Origin of the sequence: Pannonibacter anstelovis (assembly GCF_036881715.1) — a bacterium.
Lineage (GTDB): Bacteria > Pseudomonadota > Alphaproteobacteria > Rhizobiales > Stappiaceae > Pannonibacter > Pannonibacter anstelovis.
Genome location: NZ_JBAKBF010000005.1, coordinates 148297 through 168620 on the forward strand (window position 1 = coordinate 148297; position 20324 = coordinate 168620).

Annotated in this window: 15 protein-coding genes; 13 read left to right on the forward strand and 2 right to left on the reverse strand. The window is 62.8% G+C overall.

What is annotated here, in order from left to right; translation table 11 throughout:
- Positions 1 to 84: 84 nt before the first annotated feature.
- On the reverse strand, positions 85 to 1671 hold the full coding sequence (locus tag V6L75_RS10045) for a diguanylate cyclase domain-containing protein (protein ID WP_334251377.1): 1587 nt from the start codon (positions 1669 to 1671) through the stop codon (positions 85 to 87).
- A 518-nt stretch (positions 1672 to 2189) separates the two neighbouring features.
- On the opposite strand from V6L75_RS10045, the gene V6L75_RS10050 reads away from it, so the two are divergent.
- From V6L75_RS10050 to gltX, 5 genes are all read left to right on the forward strand, one after another.
- Entirely contained in the window at positions 2190 to 3569 is a 1380-nt protein-coding gene (locus V6L75_RS10050) for a class II 3-deoxy-7-phosphoheptulonate synthase (protein ID WP_334251378.1), read from the forward strand.
- Positions 3570 to 3758: 189 nt separating this feature from the next.
- A complete protein-coding gene (locus tag V6L75_RS10055; RefSeq protein WP_334251379.1) occupies positions 3759 to 4286 on the forward strand; it encodes a response regulator in 528 nt (175 codons plus the stop codon).
- Between the two features lie 64 nt (positions 4287 to 4350).
- Positions 4351 to 6039 (forward strand): NAD+ synthase, encoded by a 1689-nt coding sequence (locus V6L75_RS10060; protein ID WP_334251380.1) that lies wholly within the window; start codon positions 4351 to 4353, stop codon positions 6037 to 6039.
- A 75-nt stretch (positions 6040 to 6114) separates the two neighbouring features.
- Positions 6115 to 7356, forward strand: a complete 1242-nt coding sequence (locus V6L75_RS10065) for an MFS transporter (RefSeq protein ID WP_334251381.1) — start codon at positions 6115 to 6117, stop codon at positions 7354 to 7356.
- Between the two features lie 15 nt (positions 7357 to 7371).
- Positions 7372 to 8742: a glutamate--tRNA ligase gene (gene gltX, locus V6L75_RS10070; protein ID WP_334251382.1), complete on the forward strand. Its 1371-nt coding sequence runs from the start codon at positions 7372 to 7374 to the stop codon at positions 8740 to 8742.
- Here the strand turns inward: gltX and V6L75_RS10075 are convergent.
- Positions 8705 to 10108 (reverse strand): DUF2865 domain-containing protein, encoded by a 1404-nt coding sequence (locus V6L75_RS10075; RefSeq protein WP_334251383.1) that lies wholly within the window; start codon positions 10106 to 10108, stop codon positions 8705 to 8707. The two genes, gltX and V6L75_RS10075, sit on opposite strands and share 38 nt — an antisense overlap.
- A 523-nt stretch (positions 10109 to 10631) precedes the next feature.
- On the opposite strand from V6L75_RS10075, the gene V6L75_RS10080 reads away from it, so the two are divergent.
- From V6L75_RS10080 to V6L75_RS10115, 8 genes are all read left to right on the forward strand, one after another.
- Positions 10632 to 11597 carry an MBL fold metallo-hydrolase gene (locus V6L75_RS10080; RefSeq protein WP_334251384.1) on the forward strand — a complete coding sequence of 322 codons (966 nt, stop codon included), beginning with the start codon at positions 10632 to 10634 and terminating at the stop codon, positions 11595 to 11597.
- Positions 11598 to 12020: 423 nt separating this feature from the next.
- Positions 12021 to 13073: a C4-dicarboxylate TRAP transporter substrate-binding protein gene (locus V6L75_RS10085; protein ID WP_334251385.1), complete on the forward strand. Its 1053-nt coding sequence runs from the start codon at positions 12021 to 12023 to the stop codon at positions 13071 to 13073.
- A 101-nt stretch (positions 13074 to 13174) separates the two neighbouring features.
- Complete coding sequence (locus V6L75_RS10090) at positions 13175 to 13687, forward strand: TRAP transporter small permease (protein ID WP_334251386.1); 513 nt, start codon at positions 13175 to 13177, stop codon at positions 13685 to 13687.
- The gene (locus tag V6L75_RS10095) at positions 13687 to 15024 is read left to right on the forward strand and encodes a TRAP transporter large permease (RefSeq protein ID WP_334251387.1); all 1338 of its coding nucleotides are present in this window, start codon (positions 13687 to 13689) and stop codon (positions 15022 to 15024) included. The genes V6L75_RS10090 and V6L75_RS10095 overlap by 1 nt, the downstream gene beginning before the upstream one ends.
- Before the next feature lie 3 nt (positions 15025 to 15027).
- The gene (locus V6L75_RS10100) at positions 15028 to 15837 is read left to right on the forward strand and encodes an IclR family transcriptional regulator (RefSeq protein ID WP_334251388.1); all 810 of its coding nucleotides are present in this window, start codon (positions 15028 to 15030) and stop codon (positions 15835 to 15837) included.
- Positions 15834 to 17945 (forward strand): 3-hydroxyacyl-CoA dehydrogenase NAD-binding domain-containing protein, encoded by a 2112-nt coding sequence (locus V6L75_RS10105; protein WP_334251389.1) that lies wholly within the window; start codon positions 15834 to 15836, stop codon positions 17943 to 17945. Before V6L75_RS10100 ends, V6L75_RS10105 begins: the two co-directional genes overlap by 4 nt.
- The gene (locus V6L75_RS10110) at positions 17942 to 19117 is read left to right on the forward strand and encodes an acetyl-CoA C-acyltransferase (RefSeq protein ID WP_334251390.1); all 1176 of its coding nucleotides are present in this window, start codon (positions 17942 to 17944) and stop codon (positions 19115 to 19117) included. Before V6L75_RS10105 ends, V6L75_RS10110 begins: the two co-directional genes overlap by 4 nt.
- A gap of 12 nt (positions 19118 to 19129) precedes the next feature.
- Positions 19130 to 20320, forward strand: coding sequence for an acyl-CoA dehydrogenase family protein (locus V6L75_RS10115; RefSeq protein WP_334251391.1), 1191 nt, complete (start codon positions 19130 to 19132; stop codon positions 20318 to 20320).
- Positions 20321 to 20324: the final 4 nt, after the last annotated feature.

Here is a 20324-nt window from a genome sequence, read left to right on the forward strand (position 1 = left end):
CGGGTGCAGGTCAGTTCAAAGCGTTGCGTTATGGTTTTCAGAACGTGACAGGCGAGGGGCGGGAGGCTTCGTGGTCCCGCAGGCTTAATGCCCGCGCCCTTTCGGCGGGCGCTTGATAACAGTGCCACCATCGCTGATTGCGAGAGGGGATTTTGCTGGAATGGCAGCCGGTATCGTGCTTGTGCCGGCGTCCGTACCGGGCACAGTATCTTCTTCTCGCGGCAAGCTTGCAGCAAAGACAAGTGTGCCGTCCCGCGCAGACTTTGCGGCGTAAAGGGCTGCATCTGCCGCGGCAAGCAGGGCCTCATCCGTGCTGCCGTCAATGGGGGCAATGGCAATGCCGATGCTGACACCAAGCTCTGCCTGGATGCCATTCGGCATCGGGATCTTCTCGTCCAGTGCTGCCATGATCCGGCGCCCCAGTGCCGCTAGCTGATCGATATCGGCAAACTCGAGCACCACGATAACGAACTCGTCGCCGCCCATGCGTCCGGCAACACCTGCGCCGCCAACTTCGGTCTCAATCCTGCGGGCAACCGTCGCGAGAACTTCGTCACCTGCCGCATGGCCATAGGTGTCGTTGATCTGCTTGAACCGGTCCAGGTCACAGCCGATCAGCGCGAAGGGTTTATCCGGCAATCCAGAGATGGCATTTGCGAGAATTGCGCTGATCTGCCGGCGGTTGGCCAGGCCCGTGAGCTGGTCGTGATCGGCCAGATAGGCAAACTCCTGTTCCCGATGTTCGAGGGAGCGGGTCAAAGTGCCAACCTTACGCGATACGGCGAAGGCAGACCCGGCAAGCATTGCCCAAAGCAGCAGAATGGTCGGCAGGATCATTCGCCAGACATGCTCGCCCGGCGTTTCGCTTGTCCATTGGAAATGGCCGATGACCGTGCCGTCTGGTGACTTGATGGGCCAGCTCGTGCTCCCAGCAGGCGGCACCTCTCCGGGCACAAACTTCATGTCGCGGAAAGCGAGCTGGGAATTTATGTCGGCGGTAAAGCCCTCGTCGATCAGGCGGGCGGACATCAGGATGATCGGCGGTCCGGAAGGCTGCGTCACGGCTCCGTCATCCGGCACGATCGGCATGGCGCTGATGAAGGTGGGCGTCTGGTCGAGCAGGACATATGTGAAAGTGGCCATATCGTCGATGGCGGGTGGGCCGCTGCGGCCGAGACCTGACCCCGAGAGAGTGCGCAGCCCCTCGTACTTGCGCACAGCGGCCTGAGATACAGTCAGCAGCACTGAAGACGGTGGCAGGCTCTTGCGGCCGATGCGGGAGACCTCCCTGCGTGTTTCCGCCAGCAATGCGCCTTGCGGATCGACCAGGAAAGCCCGTTCGTGCCCGAAGTCATACCAGAGGGAGTCCAGCAGTTCGTAGCGGACAAAGGCCGGGTTGAACTTGATCGAGATATTGGCCACCGCCCGGTCCCAGCGGGCAAGGGTCATCTGATCCCTTGCCATCAGCCGCTGGCGGTCGTGAAGCGCACTTTCGATCAGACGCATTTCGTTCCGCACAGCTTGCCCGTCGGCCGCCCGGGAGGCGATGTAGCCGACGTAAAGCAGGGATGCTGTTGCCAGCACCATGAGGAGCGAAGCGAGAAAATAGACTTGATACGTCAGACTCCAGCGTCCTGCCGGGTTCTTCCCTATGCCTGCCACGGATGACACGCTGCCAATCCTTTCTGGATCTGATGGTCCGCGCCGCGCGGATGGCCTGCGCAAGTATTAGCAGCCCACAACATACCTGTAAAAAATGATGTAGGGTATAATAGGAAACAGGCCCTTAAGTTCATCAAGGATATCGGGGTTCTTTTCCTTCCAGGGTTGGGTCCGCGTTCTTCTTCTTGGCATTCCTCCGTATTTTTACGATGGGTCGGTGATGGAAACCGTGCCTGCCGTTCCGGCAGGCCGGGCAGGCGGGCAGTGGCCCGCCTTGCATTGCGGCACCTGAGCCACGGTCGCCCGGATTGCTGGCGGGATACTGTCCTGGACTGTAGTCTTGAGCCGTCAACCCGTGTATAAGGCCGCACGTTTCTTGTCCTTCGGGGGGAGACGTTTGCAGCACGTGATGTGAGGAAGTTCCGGCGCCCGTTCTTTTGAAGGCAGCGGGCCGACGGCAGATGCAGGGTCTGCCGCCCGTTTGCTCAAGGCAGGCAAAGCAGCCGGACCGTATTGGAGACTGTGTGATGGCGGAGAAGTGGACACCGGACAGCTGGAGATCCAAGCCGATCTTGCAGGTGCCGGATTATCCCGACAAAGAGGCCCTGGCGGACGTGGAAAAGCGTCTGTCGACCTATCCGCCGCTGGTTTTTGCAGGTGAGGCGCGTCTTCTGAAGCGCCAGCTTGCGGATGTTGCGGCAGGACGGGCATTCCTTCTGCAGGGTGGTGACTGTGCGGAGAGCTTCGCAGAGCATCATCCGGACCACATCCGTGACTTTTTCCGCGTCTTCCTGCAGATGGCAGTCGTCCTCACCTATGCGGCCTCCCAGCCGGTGGTGAAGGTGGGCCGCATCGCGGGCCAGTTCGCCAAGCCGCGCTCCTCGGACATCGAGAAGCAGGGCGACGTCGAGCTGCCGAGCTACCGCGGCGACATTATCAACGACATCGCCTTCACGCCGGAAAGCCGCATCCCGGATCCGAACCGCCTGTCCATGGCCTACCGCCAGTCAGCCGCGACGCTGAACCTGCTGCGCGCCTTCGCGCAGGGCGGCTTTGCCAACCTCGATCAGGTGCACCGCTGGATGCTGGGCTTCGTCAAGGACAGCCCGCAGTCGCACCGCTACCAGGAACTGGCAGACCGCATTTCGGAATCGCTCTCCTTCATGCGCGCTTGCGGCGTTTCGCCGGACAGCGTTCCGCAGCTGCGTTCGACTGATTTCTTCACCAGCCATGAAGCGCTTCTGCTCGGCTACGAGCAGGCCTTCACCCGTGTCGATTCCACCTCGGGTGACTGGTACGCCACGTCCGGCCACATGCTTTGGATCGGCGACCGCACCCGCCAGCCGGATCATGCCCATGTGGAATTCTTCCGCGGCATCAAGAATCCGATCGGCCTCAAGTGCGGCCCGTCGCTTTCTCCGGATGGGCTGCTGAAGCTGATCGACATGCTGAACCCGGAGAACGAAGCCGGCCGTCTGACGCTGATCTGCCGTTTCGGCGCGGACAAGGTGTTCGATCACCTGCCGCAGCTGATCCGCGCCGTGGAGCGGGAAGGGCGCACGGTTGTGTGGTCCTGCGACCCGATGCATGGCAACACCATCACGGCCGCTGGTTACAAGACCCGTCCGTTCGAGCGCATCCTGAAGGAAGTGGAAGCCTTCTTCGCGGTTCACCGCGCCGAGGGCACCCATGCCGGCGGTATTCACATCGAAATGACGGGTAGAAACGTCACCGAATGCACCGGCGGCGCCCATGCGCTTACCGCCGATCAGCTGGGTGACCGCTACCACACGCACTGTGACCCGCGTCTCAATGCCGATCAGGCCATCGAGCTTGCCTTCCTTGTGGCTGAAAACCTCAAGAAGGAACGCGAGGCACGCACGGACAAGATCGCAGCCAGCGCCTGAGCGCAGCTGTCTTGACAAGCATCACGAGGGGCAGGCCGCAGGTCTGCCCCTTTTGCATTTGCCCCAGGCATCGGTCTGCACGATGCCGAATAGCCGCTTTCCCCTGTCGGAAGTGCTGACGGGAGGCATGCCTCTAACCTTGGTTTAACGCAACGGCATATAGAACGGCCCTCGAGAGTGGAGGAGCCAATGCGGATGCAGCTGGAATTGTCGGGGGTGTCGATCCTTGTTGTCGATGACAATGCGCATATGCGCGCAATCCTTCGTTCGATTCTTGCTGGCTTCGGTGCGAGGCGCATTTTTGAAGCCGCCGATGGGGCCGACGGTCTGGAAATCGTCATCGACCGCGCGCCCGATCTCGTTCTGCTCGACTGGATGATGGCACCGGTCTCGGGTGAGGAGTTCCTAAAGCTGCTGCGGGGGGACAAGGATCATGTTCTGGCGACGACGCCTGTGATTGCCGTTTCAGGCCATGCGCGCCGCAGCGTCATTCTGGATGCCATGCGCCAGGGTGTTCACGGCTTCGTCGCCAAGCCGGTTGCGCCGGCCGTGCTCTATCAACGTATAGAGGATGCCTTGTTGCGGCAGGAGCGAGATGGACGCTCCAAGGGCATGCGCCGTCCGGGTTGGGGAAGTGCTGCGCCAGCACGGCAGGCAGGTGCGGCGCTGGCCGCAGCCGCAGCAGGGCATCTGCCAGAAAACTTTGCTCTGCTCTAACCACACATCATGAGTCGTGATCGCCCGATTGCAAGGCCCGCAAGGGCGCGCTAAATCAGGTGTCATGAGCACAAGCACCCGCCCCGAGGCCCTTTCCGGCCACCTTCGCCTCGCCATTGCCCAGTTGAACCCGGCCGTCGGCGGTATTGCCGGCAACGCGGATCTGGCCCGCCAGGCCCGTGCCGATGCGGCCAGGGCAGGGGCGCATCTGGTGCTGCTTTCCGAGATGTTCCTCTCCGGCTATCCAGCGGAAGATCTGGTGCTGAAGCCCGCTTTCGTCCGTGCCTGCCGCACCGCGCTGGAAGGCCTTGCTGCTGAAACCGCAGATGGCGGCCCCGGCATGATCATCGGCCTGCCATGGGCAGAAGGCGGCAAGCTTTACAATGCGGTTGCACTGCTGGACGGCGGCAAGGTGCAGGCCCTGCGCTTCAAATATGACCTGCCGAATTACGGCGTCTTTGACGAGAAGCGGGTCTTTGATCAGGGGCCGCTGCCGGGACCGGTGGATTTCCGTGGCCTCCGGCTTGGCCTGCCGATCTGCGAAGATACCTGGACCGATGAAGTGGTCGAATGCCTGACGGAAACCGGCGCACAGATGCTGCTGGTGCCGAACGGCTCCCCTTACTGGGCGAACAAGGCGGACGAGCGGCTGCAGATCATGGTGGCCCGTGTGGTGGAAAGCGGCCTGCCGCTTGTTTACTGCAACCAGACCGGCGGGCAGGACGAGCTTGTCTTCGACGGTGCCTCCTTTGCACTCAACGCGGACCGGTCGCTTGCCTTCCAGATGCCCCAGTTCACCACGGCGCTGACCATCAGCGACTGGCGCGAGGGGACGGATGGCGTCTGGCGGGCGGAGCCGGGCGAATTCGCGAAGCTGCCGGATGCGGATGAGGCCAACTGGCTCGCCTGCGTTATGGGCCTGCGCGACTATGTGGAGAAGAACCGCTTCCCCGGCGTCGTGCTCGGCCTTTCGGGCGGCATCGATTCTGCCATCTGTGCCGCCATGGCGGTGGATGCACTGGGGCCGGAGCGGGTGCACGGGGTGATGATGCCCTACCGTTTCACCTCCTCCGACAGCCTCAGGGACGCTGAGGCCAGCGCAAAGGCGCTCGGCATCCGCTACGACATCGTGCCCATCGAGCCGCCGATGACGGGCTTTACCGAAGTTCTGGCGCCGCTCTTTGCGGGCCGCACGCCGGATATCACGGAAGAGAACCTGCAGTCGCGCAGCCGTGGCGTGATCCTCATGGCCATCTCCAACAAGTTCGGCGCCATGGTGGTGACCACGGGCAACAAGTCGGAAATGTCGGTCGGTTACGCCACGCTCTACGGCGACATGAATGGCGGCTACAATCCAATCAAGGACCTCTACAAGACCGAGGTTTACCGCCTTGCCGCCTGGCGCAATGCCCATCTGCCGCAGGGGGTGAAGGGACGGGCAGGCGAGATGATTCCTGCCCACGTCATCACCAAGGCCCCAACGGCCGAACTGCGCGAGAACCAGACCGATCAGGACAGCCTGCCGCCCTACGAGGTGCTGGATGCAATCCTGCAGGGGTTGGTCGAGAATGAGCTTTCCATCGGTGAGATCGAGGCGCTGGGCTATGAGCGGGCGACCATCGAGCGGGTGGAGCATCTTCTCTACATTGCCGAGTACAAGCGCCGTCAGGCCCCTCCGGGCGTCAAGATCACCCGCCGCAACTTTGGCCGCGACCGGCGCTACCCCATCACCAACCGCTTCCGCGACCGCTGACCTGCCACGCGCAAGCCTCTGATTTATTGGGAAGAAAGGGCTGGCCCCGCCGTCTGTGGGAGCCGGTGGCATGCCATGAGCAAACCGCAGACCTATGGTGCCTTTCTCTCCGGCAATGCCCGCTGGCTTGGGGCAGCCTTCCTGATGACCGCCTTTTCCGGCTTCGGGCAGACCTTCTTCATCTCCCTTTCCGCAGGCGATGTGCGGGCGGAGCTGGACCTCAGCAACGGCGCCTTCGGCTCGCTCTACATGGCCGCAACACTTGGCAGCGCGCTGACGCTGCCCACCCTTGGCCGGGTACTGGACCGCTTTTCCGTGGCGCAGGTGGCAGCCGGCGTCATGGTCATGCTCGGGCTTTTCTGCGCTCTGATGGCCTCTGCCACCTCCATCTGGATGGCGGGGCTGGCGCTCTATGGCCTGCGTCTTTTCGGGCAGGGCATGATGAGCAACACCGCGATGACAGCGGCCGGGCGCTGGTTTGATGCGCAGCGCGGCCGTGCCGTGGCGGTGATCGGCCTCGGCTTCCCAGCCTCGGAAGCCATCATGCCGGTTACCTTCGTTGCCATCATGACCACCTTTGGCTGGCGGCAGGGCTGGTGGGTGGCGGTGGCTGTCATGCTGGCGGTGGTGCTGCCCATTGTGCTGCTGCTCCTGCGCAAGGAGCGGGTGCCGGTGAGCACAGCCAGCGACGTCAAGGTGGTGGAGCGCCGGCACTGGACGCGGGCCGAGGTGCTGCGCGATCCGATATTCTACCTTGTTTCCGCCGGTGTATTGGCTCCGCCCTTCATCGTCACGGCGGTGCTGTTTCATCAGACCTATCTGGTGGACCTGCGCGGCTGGACGAGGGAGCTTTTCGCAATGGCCTTCATCGTCATGTCCGCCTCGGCTGTGCTGTCGTCGCTGGTGCTGGGGCAGTTGATCGACCGCTTCACGGCGCGGCGCATCCTGCCTTTCATGCTGGTGCCGCTCGCCTGCGGCACGGCAGTTCTGGCGCTGGTGCATGCTCCTTACGCGCCTTTCATCTTCATGGGGCTGATCGGTCTCTCCAACGGCTTTGTGGCAACCTTCACCGGTGCGCTCTGGCCGGAGCTTTACGGCACCCGCCATCTGGGCGCGGTGCGCTCGGTCGTGTTTGCCTTCATGGTCTTTGCCTCGGCACTCGGGCCAGGGCTCGCTGGCTGGCTGATCGACTTCGGCGTGCCTTATGACGGCCAGATCCTTGGCTTCTCGCTCTATTGCGTGGTGATGACGGCAGCGCTCGCCAGTGCTTCCCGCGTGCTGCTGAAGCGGGATGATCTTGCCAGCACGGCGGACTGAGGGTAGGGGAAACGCATGACCGTAAAGCTCCGCTTCGCGCCCTCTCCGACGGGCCTCATTCACCTCGGCAACAGCCGTACCGCGCTTCTCAACTGGCTTTATGCCCTGAAGAACGGCGGCCAGTTCGTGCTGCGTTTCGACGACACGGATCTGGAGCGCTCGCGCCGGGAATATGCCGATGCCATCGAGGCGGATCTTGCCTGGTTTGGCGTCAAGCCTGACTTGATGGTGCGCCAGTCGGACCGGATCGCGCTCTATGACGCGGCGGCGGAAAAGCTGAAGGCGGCGGGGCTGCTCTACCCCTGTTACGAAACGGCAGACGAACTGGAGCGCCGCCGCTCCCGCGCGCGTGCAATGGGCCGGCCGCCGGTCTATGACCGCGCTGCCCTGAAGCTGACGGCGGAGGACAAGGCAAAGCTTGAAGCCGAAGGCCGCCAGCCGCACTGGCGCTTCCTGCTGCCCAATCATGATGGCGATCCGCTGGCCCCGCGCCGCACGGACGTAACGTGGGATGACCTGTGCCGTGGCAGCCAGTCCATCGACCTTGCCTCCCTCTCCGATCCGGTTCTCGCCCGTGCGGACGGCAGTTATCTCTACACGTTTACGTCTGTGGTGGATGATGCCGACATGGGCATCACTCATGTCATCCGTGGTGAGGATCACGTCGCCAATACGGCTGTGCAGATCGCCATCTTTGAGGCGCTGGGGGCGCCGCTGCCGCGTTTTGCCCACCACAACCTGCTGACCACGCTGGACGGCGAAGGCCTGTCCAAGCGCAAGGGCGCGCTGTCCATCAGCTCCTTGCGGGAAGCTGGCATCGAGCCGATGGCGGTTGCCTCGCTGGCCGTCCTCACCGGCACCAGCCACGCCGTTGAGCCGGTGCGGGACATGGAAAAGCTGGCGGGCATGCTGGACCTTGCCGGCATCTCCCGCTCATCCGCCAAATTCGACCCGCAGGAACTGGACAGCCTCAACGCCCGGCTTGTCCATGCCATGACTTACCAAGAAGCCGCGCCGCGCCTTGCTGCGCTCGGCATCGGCGGCGGAGAGGCCTTCTGGCTGGCCGTGCGGGAAAACTGCGCCCGCTTCGGCGATGCTGCCAGCTGGTGGGCCATCATTTCCGGCGAGTTGCCTGCCGATGCGCCGCAGGTGGCGGAAGAGGATCGGGCCTATCTGGCCGATGCGCTCGCTCTCTTGCCGGAAGGCCCGCTGGATGGCTCAAGCTGGGGCATCTGGACCGGCCTTCTGAAGGAGAAGACCGGGCGCAAGGGCAAGGATCTGTTCATGCCATTGCGCCTGGCGCTGACCGGCCACGGCCACGGGCCGGACATGAAGGCGCTGCTGCCGCTTATCGGTCGGGAAAGAACTGCGGCCCGACTTTCCTGACAGGCCCGCGTGCCTCACTTCTGGTTTCGTCCCCGGGCGCTTCTGGTGAGGCCGCCTGCTGATCTTGGGGCACGCCGTCCTGCGGCTGGCCTGCCCCGGCGGTGTTCTCCGCTGCGTCTGGTTCTTCCGCTGGCCGCGCAAGTGCGGGCAGGGAAGGGCGCATGTCCTCTGTTACGAGCGGGACGTCCTCTGCAGGAAGAGATGCGGTGACGAGGCTGGAGGCATCGAAGCCTTCGCGCAGATTCATAGCGGTGTCCGGGTCTGCATCCAGTGGCAAGTCATCAGTGCTCACAGGGGGCATGGACATGCGGATGGCATCTGTCTGCGGGTTGGCTTCACCTTGTCTAGCTCCCTTGCGCCCTCCTGTTACGGCCCAAAAGCCTCCTGCCTCTCCTGATACTGGCGACAGCGGAGCAGCCTCCTGCTTGGCAGATGGCGCAGCCTGACAGCTGCATCCGCTGACATATTCCTTGCGGTGGCGGAAGGCGTTGGGAAGTTCGCTGTAGCGCTCGCCGGCCAGCGAAATCATGTCCTCCGGATCACCGCCGGGATTGCGGTAGACGAACAGGCCCGTTTCTGATGCCGGGCACATGGCATTGCAGGCCGCTGCATCCTGACCGAACTGGCCTGGCCTGGCGCTAAAGCTGATCGGGAAAAAGTAGCCATCGCAGGTGCGCACGCACAATGTGCGGTACGTGGCATTGCGCGGGAAGTTATAGGCGGGATAGGCAAGTCCATCGCGGGAGCGTTCCTGATCCTGAGGAACCGTTTCCACCGCAGCGCGCCGCTCTGGCTGAACCGGCTGCATGACGGACCTGCGCTCGGTATGAAGCGGAGCAATGGGTGCTGCCGGTGCGCTTGGCTGGCCCAGCACACGGGAGAGAAATCCTTTCGGCTGCTGCGGCGCCAGCCTGGCATTGGCCTGAGTTTCTTCTGCCTCGCGCCCCTTGCCGCACATGTTGCGCTGCATCGCCTTGCGGATACGCAGAATTTCGGCCCGGTTCGCTGCAGTGCCGCCCCGGCCTGCCTTTGCCTTGCCTGCCTTGGCGCGCTGGCGCTCGATCTTGGCAAGGTTTGTTTCCATGCGCTGGATCTTGTCGAGGAGAGACGGGCAGCGTGCGTTGGCGTTCATGAGGCCGCACTGATAATAAGCCGCATCACGCCGTGCTGCCATGATGGCGCGGCCTTGTGCATCTGCGGCCTCGTCCCATTTTGAAGCAGCCGATGACGCACCAGCTGTTTCAAGACGGGAAAGCTGACTCGCAAGGGCCTCGCATTTCGAGGTGCTGGCAAAGGCGGCAGAAGCCCCCATGGTAAGGGCCATAAGGCCAGAAAGGGCCAGAAGCCTGTACTTTACGCGCTTCATGGTGACAGCCATCCCCAAACCAGGCCGTCCGGCGGCCCGGTCACTTGTGCAGGCCTAGCCTGCTCCCCAACGTCCCCAACGTAATTATCAGGGCTCGGCCTGCTCTTAGCAAGCAACGGGCCAGCCCGGGTTAACTCTTCAGGCTTTTCCCGGTCTGGATTGAAACGGCACCCATTTCATTGCGCTGCAGCAAGCCGAAAGAAATCCGGAGGAGCGGGCTTCCAATACGCGTTCTGGCTTGTGCTGACCTGCCATCCGCAGGGGATTAGCGACACGGACATCGCGGCCGAATATTGCCTTTTTCGCTCCGCTTTTCTGACAAAGATCTGGATCCATCTCGAAACTCTGCCTGTTCTTGTTGATAAAAAACGGGGGCTGCCATGATTTGTCTGCAATTGTTTGCGAATCGAGCCGGTCCGCGCTGAACTCTCACGTTGAAGTGATGAGATATGCGGCGTGGCGGGCCACAAGCGCCCGGCAGCAACTGGGGCCTCAGGGCCCAGCCAGAACGAAAGTGGACGCCATGAGCGAAGACAGCAAGGCGCCGGAAGGCAAGATTCCAGCCGTTTCCGTGTCGGAAGTGGCCAGCGGCTGCTACGCCCTGATGCGGGACGGCTTTCCAACGATTGGCGCCGTGCGCGGCGATGAGGCCATTCTTGTGGTTGATGCCCCGCCCAGCGTTGAGGCGGCGCAGGGTGTCACCGAGGCGCTGGAGCGGATCAGCGGCAAGCCGGTGCGCTATCTTGTGCTGACCCACTACCACGCGGGGCGCACCGCCGGAGCGCATGCTCTGGAGCCCGGCGAAATTCTTGCTTCCGATCTCACCCGGCGCCTGATCGAGGAGCGGGGTGAAGCCAACCTCGAGTGCGAGCGCCGCCGTGCATCCGATGGTGCGCCTGCGGTCAGCAATTCCCTGGTCTGGCCGGGGCTGACCTTTGCCTCTTCCCTGTCGTTGCGGCTCGGCTCGCGCGAGATCCGCCTCATGCATCTGGGCCGCGGGCACACGATGGGCGACATCGTGGTCTGGGTTCCGGATTCGGGCACCATCTTTGCTGGCGATCTGCTCAATTCAGGTGGTGTGCCCTATGCCGCCGATGGCCACCTTGGTGACTGGGTGAAGACGCTGGAGCGCCTGCGCGCCTTCAGGGCCAACGCCCTTGTTGCCGGATCCGGCGCGCCCTTGCGCGGGGCACAGATGGTCAACGATGCCATCACCCGCGCCAAGGAGTTCATTGAGACGCTGCGCACTTCGGCGGCTGCCTGCGTGGATGAGGGGCTCGACCTCAAGGCCACAAACGATGCCGTGCGTGATGCCATGGACCCGCGCTACGGCAAACTGCCAGGCTATGACAAGGTCATGCCGCTCAACATCGCCCGCGCTTATGATGAAGCCAAGGGCATCGACATGCCGCAGATCTGGACGCCGGAACGCGAACAGATCGCCATCAGCCGCCTTAGCCGTGCAGCTGCCAGCGAGGATGCTGCGTAAGGCAGCGCAAGTATACGGAGCATATGCCGCTCCCTGATCTGCCGTATCAGAACGGCCGGTCCTCGTGACTGGCCGTGCATGATCGCCAGAGCTGGGACCGTCTTAGCCTGAGGGGCCAGCCCCAGTGCCCAAGGCAGCCTTGGTACGAGGCCGCCTCTTCGCTCGCCATCCGGCGGAAAGCCGTTCACCGGCTCGCGTTCTTCATCATTCTCCTTCTCTGCTGCGCGCCAATCCCTGGCGCTCCAAGGTGCCATCTGCACGGCAAGCTGGCGCATTTTATCCGCAGTTTCTCACGGTTTCGAAAGGCTTCCGTTCAGCGGCGCTATCCGGAGGCCGCTGATGCGTGGCCGATTTTTGTTCGCGGGTGTTTCAGTATATGGAATGATGTGCTATCTAGTAGAACATAGTGGAGGAGGAACCCCTATGAACAAACTGAAACTCGCGCTTCTCGCATCTCTGATGGCTGTCAGCGCCATTGTTCCGGCGGCGGCTGCAACAAAGTTGATTCTCGCTGAAGCCGGCCCGGATCGGGGCCCAAGGGCCGAAGCCACGAAGTGGTTTGCCAAGGAAGTGGAAAGCCGCACCGGCGGAAACGTGACCGTGGAGGTGCACTGGGGTGGTGCGCTGTTCTCGGCCAACTCCGCCGTATCCGCCCTGCGCAACGGCGTTGCGGATCTGGGCACCGTGATCGGGGTCTACTTCCCGCAGGATATGCTGGCCTATGACATGGCCGACATCCCGATCCCGAACGATGATCCCTGGGTCGGTATGCGTGCCGTCGACGACATCATGCGCACCGATCCGAAGGTTCAGGAAAATCTGGCTGATCAGAACCTCGTCTATGTCGGCACCTTCACCACTTCTGCTGTTCAGGTGGGCTGCAAGGGCAAGACCATCCGGACCCTTGACGACCTGAAGGGCGTCAAGGTTCGCGGCGTCGGTGCCTACGGCAAGGCTTTCAAGGATCTGGGCGCCGTGCCGGTCGACATGAATGTCTATGAGGCCTATCAGGGCCTGGAAACCGGCCTCATTGATTGTACGCAGACCTATCCGTATCTCGTGAAGGCCCTGAAGTTCAACGAAGTCTTCGACAGCTACACCGAACTGGACTGGGGCCAGGTCGGCGCACTGGGCGTGTTCATGAACAAGGACAGCTTCGACGCCCTGCCGGAGGCGGATCAGGCGGCGGTGATGGAGGCTGGCAAGGGCATGGCCGATGAATTCGGCAAGCTCCTGATGAAGGCGAACACCGAGTCGGTCGATATTCTCAAGGCCGAGGGCAAGGAAGTTTTGAAACTAAGCGATGCCGACCATCAGAAGCTTCTGGCGGCCGGTGAACCCTACATCGCCGAATGGGTCCAGCGTGCAGATGCGGCCGGCCTCGATGGCGAGGGGATGGTTCAGCAGTACAAGGACCTCATCAAGCAGTACCGATCCGAGCGTGACGAGAAGGGGTATCCCTGGGACCGGAAATGACGGTCTTCCGGGCAGGCGCCTGCCTGCCCGCCTGCTCACGAGGTGACGCGCCGGATTAATCCGGTGCGCTGCCGGTCTGCTCACGGCCTGGGAGGGTGCCGATGAAACTCATAGAACGGATCATGCTGGAGCTGGCGGTCGTTTCCGTCCTCGCTCTTGTTGTTCTCATTACGGCGTCGATCATCGCGCGTGGCATCTTTCATGCCAATGTGCCGGACACGATCATCCTCGTGCGCGAGCTTATGGTCCCGTCAATCATCCTGCCTCTGGCGGCCGCGACCGCCAACAGGTCGCATATCGCAGTCACCTTTGTAACGGATGCGATGAGCCCGGCCTGGCGCAGCCGTCTGGTCCTTTTCGGCTGGGTGGTGGCCATGCTTGCCGTGATGCCTCTGATCTATGCCGCCTGGCGCGATTTCTCGCATGCCTGGAACCGCAACTCCTTCTATGACGGCGAGCTTCATCTGCCGCAGTGGCCGATGCGTTTCGTGTTTCTGGCCGGCCTTGCCGCAATGTGGCTGCGGCTTGCACTCGTCTTTGTGGCGGACCTGCGCGAATACCTGAGCACCGGGGCTATCCATGAAGAATCGCACAGCGGCGGGGAGGCCCTGTAATGGACGCGTCTACCATTGGCCTCATCGGCTTTGCTGTCGTCATTCTGCTGCTTGCCGCGCGGGTTCCCATCGCCTTCGTTCTGGCGTTTGTCGCAACGGTTGGCACTTTCTGCGTCTACGCGTTCCGCACCGGCGGATTTACGCCTGAGCGGGCCATCAATCCGACCGCATCCATGGTCATGTCGAGCTTCTTCGACCTCATTCACAGCTACGATCTCTCCATGATCCCGCTGTTCATTGCGCTCGGAAACATTGCCCATCATACGCAGATCACGACGCGCATCTATGATGCGGCCAATGTCTGGCTGCGCGGGTTCCGGGGCGGGGTCGGCATTGCATCGGTTACCGGCTGCGCCGCTTTCTCGGCGATCTCCGGCTCCTCGATTGCCTGCGCCTCGACCATGGGCCGTATTTGCGTTCCCGAAATGCGGCGTCTTGGATACGATCCGCGCCTGGCAACCGCCTCCGTGGCGGCAGGCGGCACGCTTGGCTCGCTGATACCGCCGTCGGTTCTGTTCATCCTCTATGGCATCTTCACGGAAACATCGATCAGCAAGCTGTTCCTGGCTGGGATTCTCCCCGGTCTGCTCAGCCTTCTGGGCTATGTTCTGGTCATCATGTGGTGGGTGCGCCGCGATCCCTCTGCTGCCCCGGTTGACGAAACACCCCGCGCGAAAGGCGCCCGCCGCAAGGCTGCGCTGCAGTCCTGGCCAGCACTCCTGCTTTTCGCCGTCATCATCGGCGGTATCTACGGTGGCATCTTCACGGCAACGGAAGCAGCTGCGGTCAGTGTGGCGCTGACAATCGTCATCGGTTTCCTTCAGCGCACGCTGACGCTTGCCAACATGTGGTCTGCGACCCGGGACAGCCTGACGCAGACGGCCTCCATCTTCCTGATTGCAGCCTGTGCCAAGGTCTTCGTGTCCTTCGTGGCCTTGACAGGCTCGGCAGCAACCGTGGTGAACCTTGTCACGAGTGCAGATCTGCCTCCTTTGGTGCTGATCGCCGCCATCGCGGTCATCTACATCTTCCTCGGGATGTTCCTGGACCCGATCGGCATCATCGTTCTGACACTGCCCTTCGTCATTCCGGTGGTTGACGGCATGCACATGGACCTCATCTGGTTCGGCGTTATTGTCGTCAAGCTGCTTGAAATCGGGCTGATTACGCCACCGGTTGGTCTCAATGTCTTCGTGATCGGAAACGTTACCGGGCGGGACATCCGTGTCGATCAGATCTTCGCCGGTATCATGCGGTTCCTGCCGGTCGAGTTCCTCGTTCTGGCGATCCTCATTCTAGTGCCGTGGATCTCCACGGCCCTTCCGAACGGTATGTGACCCATGAAGGACGAAAACGATCCGCGCTTTGCCACCACTCTTGCCCGCGGCCTCTCGGTGCTGCGTGCTTTCCGGATGGGAGAGGACGGGCTGTCAAACGCGGAGATTGCCCAGAGGACCGGCTTGCCGAAGTCTACGGTCTCACGCCTGACATGGACGCTGGTCCGGCTCGGCTATCTGGTGCAGTCCTCCAACGATGACCGCTTCCGGCCCGGCCCCACGCTGATTGCTGTCGGGCAGGTGGCCGGAAGCTCGCTGTCCTTCCTGGTGCCTGCGCATGATCTCATGAGTGAGCTGGCCGATGCCACCGGCACGCTGGTGGTACTCAGCGTGCGTGATGGCGACAAGCTGGTGCTGATCCGCACCTGGCGGCCACGGGGTGTCTCCTCCATCTGGCTGGAGGTGGGGCAGCGTATTCCCATGCGCAGGACAGCCTCCGCCCGCGCCTATGTCGCGGCGCTTTCTTCTGCCGAATTCGAGCAGCTTCTGAGTGCGCGGGATTTCTCCGGCGCCGATGAACTGCATGGCTGGGCCGAAGAGCGCAATCAGGCCCTCGCCGAACTGGCGGCCAAGGGTTTCGTGCGCACGGCAGGCGGGGCCCAGAGCGGCGTTGCCTATAACGCCGTGTCCGCTCCGTTCCGCCCGGGTGAACTGGCCGAACCCGTGACCTTCACCTGTGGCGCCTTGCCGGACACCGCTGATCTTGAGCGCATCGACACGCAAATCGGCCCGATGCTGAGCGAGGCCGTACGCCGCCTGGAGCGCATGACCGGCCAGATGAGCAGCCTGATACGAAAGGACATCCGCCCGTGACCGAGAGTCCCGTTGCCTACGAAAGCGCAGGCGAAACCGGATATATTTCCGTCGACAATCCGCCCGTGAATTCTCTTTCGGCCGCCGTGCGTAAAGGGCTGGTGGAGGCGATTGATGCCTTTGCCGCCGACACAACTGCAAAAGTGGCTGTGCTTTACTGCAAGGGCCGCACCTTCATCGCCGGTGCTGACATCTCGGAATTCGGCAAGCCGATGGTGGAGCCTTACCTGCCGGATGTCATCTCGCGCATCGAGAACTGCGCAAAGCCGGTGATTGCCGTACTGCACGGCACGGTGCTGGGCGGCGGGCTGGAAGTGGCGCTTGGCGCCCATGGCCGATTGGCCATGCCCGGCACGCGGGTTGGATTGCCGGAAGTCACTCTTGGCCTGATGCCGGGGGCAGGCGGTTCTGTCCGGCTTCCGCGCCTGGCAGGCTTTGCTGCGGCGGTCGATCTCATAACTTCCGGCCGTCAGGCAGGGGCTGACGAAGCGGTTGCACTCGGCATCATTGATGGCATCCCGGATGCCGCTGATCCGCGGGCAGCAGGAGAGGCGGAAGCGCGCCGCTGGATTGCGGAACGCCGCAGCCCGCGCCAGATCTCCGGTCTACCCGCACCTCGCCCGGAAGAGGATGAAATCAAGGCGGCCCGAGCCCGGGTGGAGCGGTCTGCCCGTGGTCAGATCGCCCCGGTCCGGGCCTTTGAAACCCTTGTTGCGGCACTGGGCATGCCTTTCACCGAGGCTATGGCCTTTGAGCGGTCAGCCTTTCTGGATCTGATGCAGACGCCGCAGCGCGCGGCGCTCATTCATGCGTTTTTTGCCGAGCGCAAGGCCGTGCAGCAGGAGGGCCTGAAGGGCATTCAGCCGCGCGCGATTGCCAAGGTGGGGATCATCGGCGGCGGCACCATGGGGCAGGGCATTGCCGCTGCGGTTCTCAATGCCGGGCTGGACGTGACACTCATCGAGCAGGACGAGGAGGCCGCAGCACGGGCGGCTGCCGGTCTTGCCAAGATGCAGCAAGGCGCGGTGAAGCGCGGAAAGCTGTCTCCTGAGGCATGCGATCAGATGCTGCGCGATAAGTTCCGCACCGCGGTTGATTATGCCGCGCTGGCGGAAGCGGATCTGGTGATCGAGGCCGTGTTCGAGAACATGGACGTCAAGCAGGAGGTGTTCCGCAAGCTGGATGCCGTGTGCCGTCCTGGCGCTGTGCTCGCCACGAACACATCCTATCTGGACGTGAACGCCATCGCGGCGGTGACCTCCCGTCCTGCTGACGTGATCGGCCTGCATTTCTTCTCGCCCGCCAATATCATGCGCCTGCTTGAAATCGTGGTCGCTGACAAGACCGCGCCGGAGGTTACCGCCACAGCCTTTGCCCTGGCAAAGGCCCTGGGCAAGACAGGCGTCCGCTCGGGCGTCTGTGACGGCTTCATCGGCAACCGGATGATGAACACCTACCGGACGGCCGCCGACCACATGGTCCTTGATGGGGCATCGCCTTATGATATCGACCGGGCGCTGGTCCGGTTCGGCTTTGCCATGGGGCCCTATCAGGTCGGTGATCTTGCCGGCCTTGACATCGGATATGCCGCCCGGCAGCGCAAGGCAGCGTCGCGGGATCCGCGTGAGCGGGTGCCTGTTTTCGCGGACCGTCTGGTGGAGGCCGGACGGCTGGGCCGCAAGACGGGCCGTGGCTATTACATCTATGACGATGAAACGCCGCAAGGCCGTCCGGACCCTGAGCTTGAGGCTCTTCTCACGGAGGTGAGGGCTGGTCAGCCCGGGAATGCCGCCACCTTCAGCGATGAGGAAATCGTCGCCCGCTATATGGCGGCGATGGTCAACGAAGGGGCGAAGATCCTCGAAGAAGGCATTGCTGCCCGTCCGCTCGATATCGATGTGGTTCTGCTTCACGGCTATGGCTTCCCGCGCTGGAGAGGCGGCCCGATGCATTGGGCTGATGCGGAAGGCCTTGGCGCAATTGCTCAAAACATCGCGCGCTTTGCAGAAACGGATGACTTCTTCTGGAAGGTCTCGCCGCTTCTTGCGCGGCTTGCCGCCGAAGGGCGCACCTTTGAAACACTGAACACGGGCGAGGGGGCATCATGAGGGAGGCTGTAATTGTTTCGACAGCGCGCACAGGCATTGGCAAGGCAGCCCGGGGCAGCCTGAACCTGACACATGGTGCATGGATGGGCGCGGAGACGGCCCGCCATGCGGTAGAGCGGGCGAAAATCGATCCGGCGCTGATCGAGGACAGCATCTGGGGCACTGGCTATCCCGAGCACGCCACGGGCGGCAATATTGCCCGGCAGATCGTTCTGCGTGCCGGATTGCCCGTGACCGTTGCCGGCACCACGGTCAACCGCTTCTGCGCCTCCGGCCTGCAGGCGCTGGCGATGGGTGCGCATATGGTGCGTGCCGAAGGTGCGGGCGCCGTGCTGACTGGCGGACTGGAGTCCATCAGCCTGAACCAGCCGCCTCCGCGCCACTCGCGTGAGGCCTGGCTCGAGGAGCATCACCCTGATCTCTACATGCCGATGATCGACACGGCGGATATCGTCGCATCGCGCTATGGCATCAGCCGTGAAGCGCAGGATGAATATTCACTGCGAAGCCAGCAGAGGATCGCCGCAGCGCAGGCCGCAGGCCTGTTTGCCGAAGAGATCATCCCCCTGAAGGTGACGCGGCGCGTTGCCGACAAGGCTGCCGGCGAAACGAAGGACGAGGAGATTGTCTTCGCCAGTGACGAATGCAACCGCCCGTCCACCACGCTTGAGGGGCTTGCTGCGCTTCAGCCTGTAAAGGGAGAGGGCAAGTTCATCACGGCGGGCAATGCGTCCCAGCTCTCCGATGGTGCAGCCTCTCTGGTGGTCATGAGCGGCGAGCTTGCCACCCGTGAAGGCATTGAGCCGCTGGGAGCTTTCCGTGGCTTTGCCGTTGCTGGCTGTGAGCCGGACGAGATGGGCATCGGCCCCGTCTTCGCCGTGCCCCGCCTTCTGGAGCGGGCGGGCCTCAGCATTGATGACATCGGCCTGTGGGAGCTGAACGAAGCTTTCGCCAGCCAGGTTCTCTACTGCCGTGACCGTCTGGGCATTGATCCGGAGAAGCTGAACGTCAATGGCGGTTCCATTGCCATCGGCCACCCCTTTGGCATGAGCGGAGCGCGCATGGCAGGGCACATCCTGCTGGAGGGGCGCCGCCGGAAGGCAAAGTGGGGCGTTGTGACCATGTGCATCGGTGGCGGACAGGGTGCCGCCGGCCTGATTGAAATCTTTTGAGCCGGGATAACCATGGATATGACCTTTTCGCCTGAAGATCAGGCTTTCCGCGCCGAAGTGCGCCAGTTTCTCAAGGACCGTCTGCCTGCGCGGCTTTCGGAAAAGGTGCGCCTTCAGAAGGAGCTCACCAAGGCCGAGATCGAGGAATGGCATGCCATTCTGAATGAAAAGGGCTGGCTGGCCGGTGTCTGGCCGAAGGAGTTTGGCGGCGCAGGCTGGACAGCGTTCCAGCGCCACATCTTCGAGGAAGAAAGCGCCACTGCCTATGCGCCCCGCATTCTGCCCTTCGGCATCATGATGCTCGGGCCGGTTCTTCAAAAGTTCGGCTCGAAGGCGCAGCAGGACCACTTCCTGCCGCGCATCCTCAATGGTCAGGACTGGTGGTGCCAGGGCTATTCCGAGCCGGGCGCCGGGTCCGATCTTGCGTCTCTCAAGACCAGCGCCGTGCGGGATGGCGATCACTATGTGGTCAACGGCCAGAAGACCTGGACGACCCTTGGCCAGCACGCCAACTGGATCTTCTGTCTGGTGCGCACGAAGGCTGACGGCAAGCCGCAGGAAGGGATCAGCTTCCTTCTGATCGACATGAACACGCCGGGCATCACCGTGCGCCCGATCGTGCTTCTGGATGGCACGCCGGAGGTCAACGAGGTCTTCTTCGATAATGTGCGTGTGCCGGTTGCCAATCTGGTCGGCACGGAGAACGAGGGCTGGACCTACGCCAAGTATCTGCTGACCCACGAGCGGACGAACATCGCCGGTGTCGGTTTTGCCACCGCTGGCCTTGCCTCGCTGAAGCGCATGGCCAGGGCTCAGGTGGCCAACGGCAAGCCGCTGCTGGAAAATCCGCTGTTCGCCGCAAGGATTGCGGAAGTCGAAATTGATCTCATGGCCATGGCAACGACGAACCTGCGCATGCTGGCGCAGGCCGCTGCCGGGCAGGCGCCGGGGCCGCAGAGCTCCATGCTGAAGCTCAAGGGCACGCAGATCCGCCAGACCATCAATGACCTGACCCGCCGGGCCGCTGGTCCGTGGGCGCTTGCTTTCCCCTCCGAGGGGTTGGGCAATGAGGAAGCCGCACCTGGGCCGGAAGAAGCGGCTGCGGCAACCCGCGCATATCTCAACAACCGCAAGCTTTCGATCTACGGCGGATCAAGCGAGGTCCAGCGGACGATCATCGCCAAGCAGATTCTGGGCTTGTGAGGGG

Coding starts and splice junctions, on each gene's coding strand:
- V6L75_RS10050 (WP_334251378.1), top strand. CDS start 2,190: ATGGCGGAGAAGTGGACACCGGACAGCTGGAGATCCAAGCCGATCTTG.
- V6L75_RS10055 (WP_334251379.1), top strand. CDS start 3,759: ATGCGGATGCAGCTGGAATTGTCGGGGGTGTCGATCCTTGTTGTCGAT.
- V6L75_RS10060 (WP_334251380.1), top strand. CDS start 4,351: ATGAGCACAAGCACCCGCCCCGAGGCCCTTTCCGGCCACCTTCGCCTC.
- V6L75_RS10065 (WP_334251381.1), top strand. CDS start 6,115: ATGAGCAAACCGCAGACCTATGGTGCCTTTCTCTCCGGCAATGCCCGC.
- gltX (WP_334251382.1), top strand. CDS start 7,372: ATGACCGTAAAGCTCCGCTTCGCGCCCTCTCCGACGGGCCTCATTCAC.
- V6L75_RS10075 (WP_334251383.1), bottom strand. CDS start 10,108: ATGAAGCGCGTAAAGTACAGGCTTCTGGCCCTTTCTGGCCTTATGGCC.
- V6L75_RS10080 (WP_334251384.1), top strand. CDS start 10,632: ATGAGCGAAGACAGCAAGGCGCCGGAAGGCAAGATTCCAGCCGTTTCC.
- V6L75_RS10085 (WP_334251385.1), top strand. CDS start 12,021: ATGAACAAACTGAAACTCGCGCTTCTCGCATCTCTGATGGCTGTCAGC.
- V6L75_RS10090 (WP_334251386.1), top strand. CDS start 13,175: ATGAAACTCATAGAACGGATCATGCTGGAGCTGGCGGTCGTTTCCGTC.
- V6L75_RS10095 (WP_334251387.1), top strand. CDS start 13,687: ATGGACGCGTCTACCATTGGCCTCATCGGCTTTGCTGTCGTCATTCTG.
- V6L75_RS10100 (WP_334251388.1), top strand. CDS start 15,028: ATGAAGGACGAAAACGATCCGCGCTTTGCCACCACTCTTGCCCGCGGC.
- V6L75_RS10110 (WP_334251390.1), top strand. CDS start 17,942: ATGAGGGAGGCTGTAATTGTTTCGACAGCGCGCACAGGCATTGGCAAG.
- V6L75_RS10115 (WP_334251391.1), top strand. CDS start 19,130: ATGGATATGACCTTTTCGCCTGAAGATCAGGCTTTCCGCGCCGAAGTG.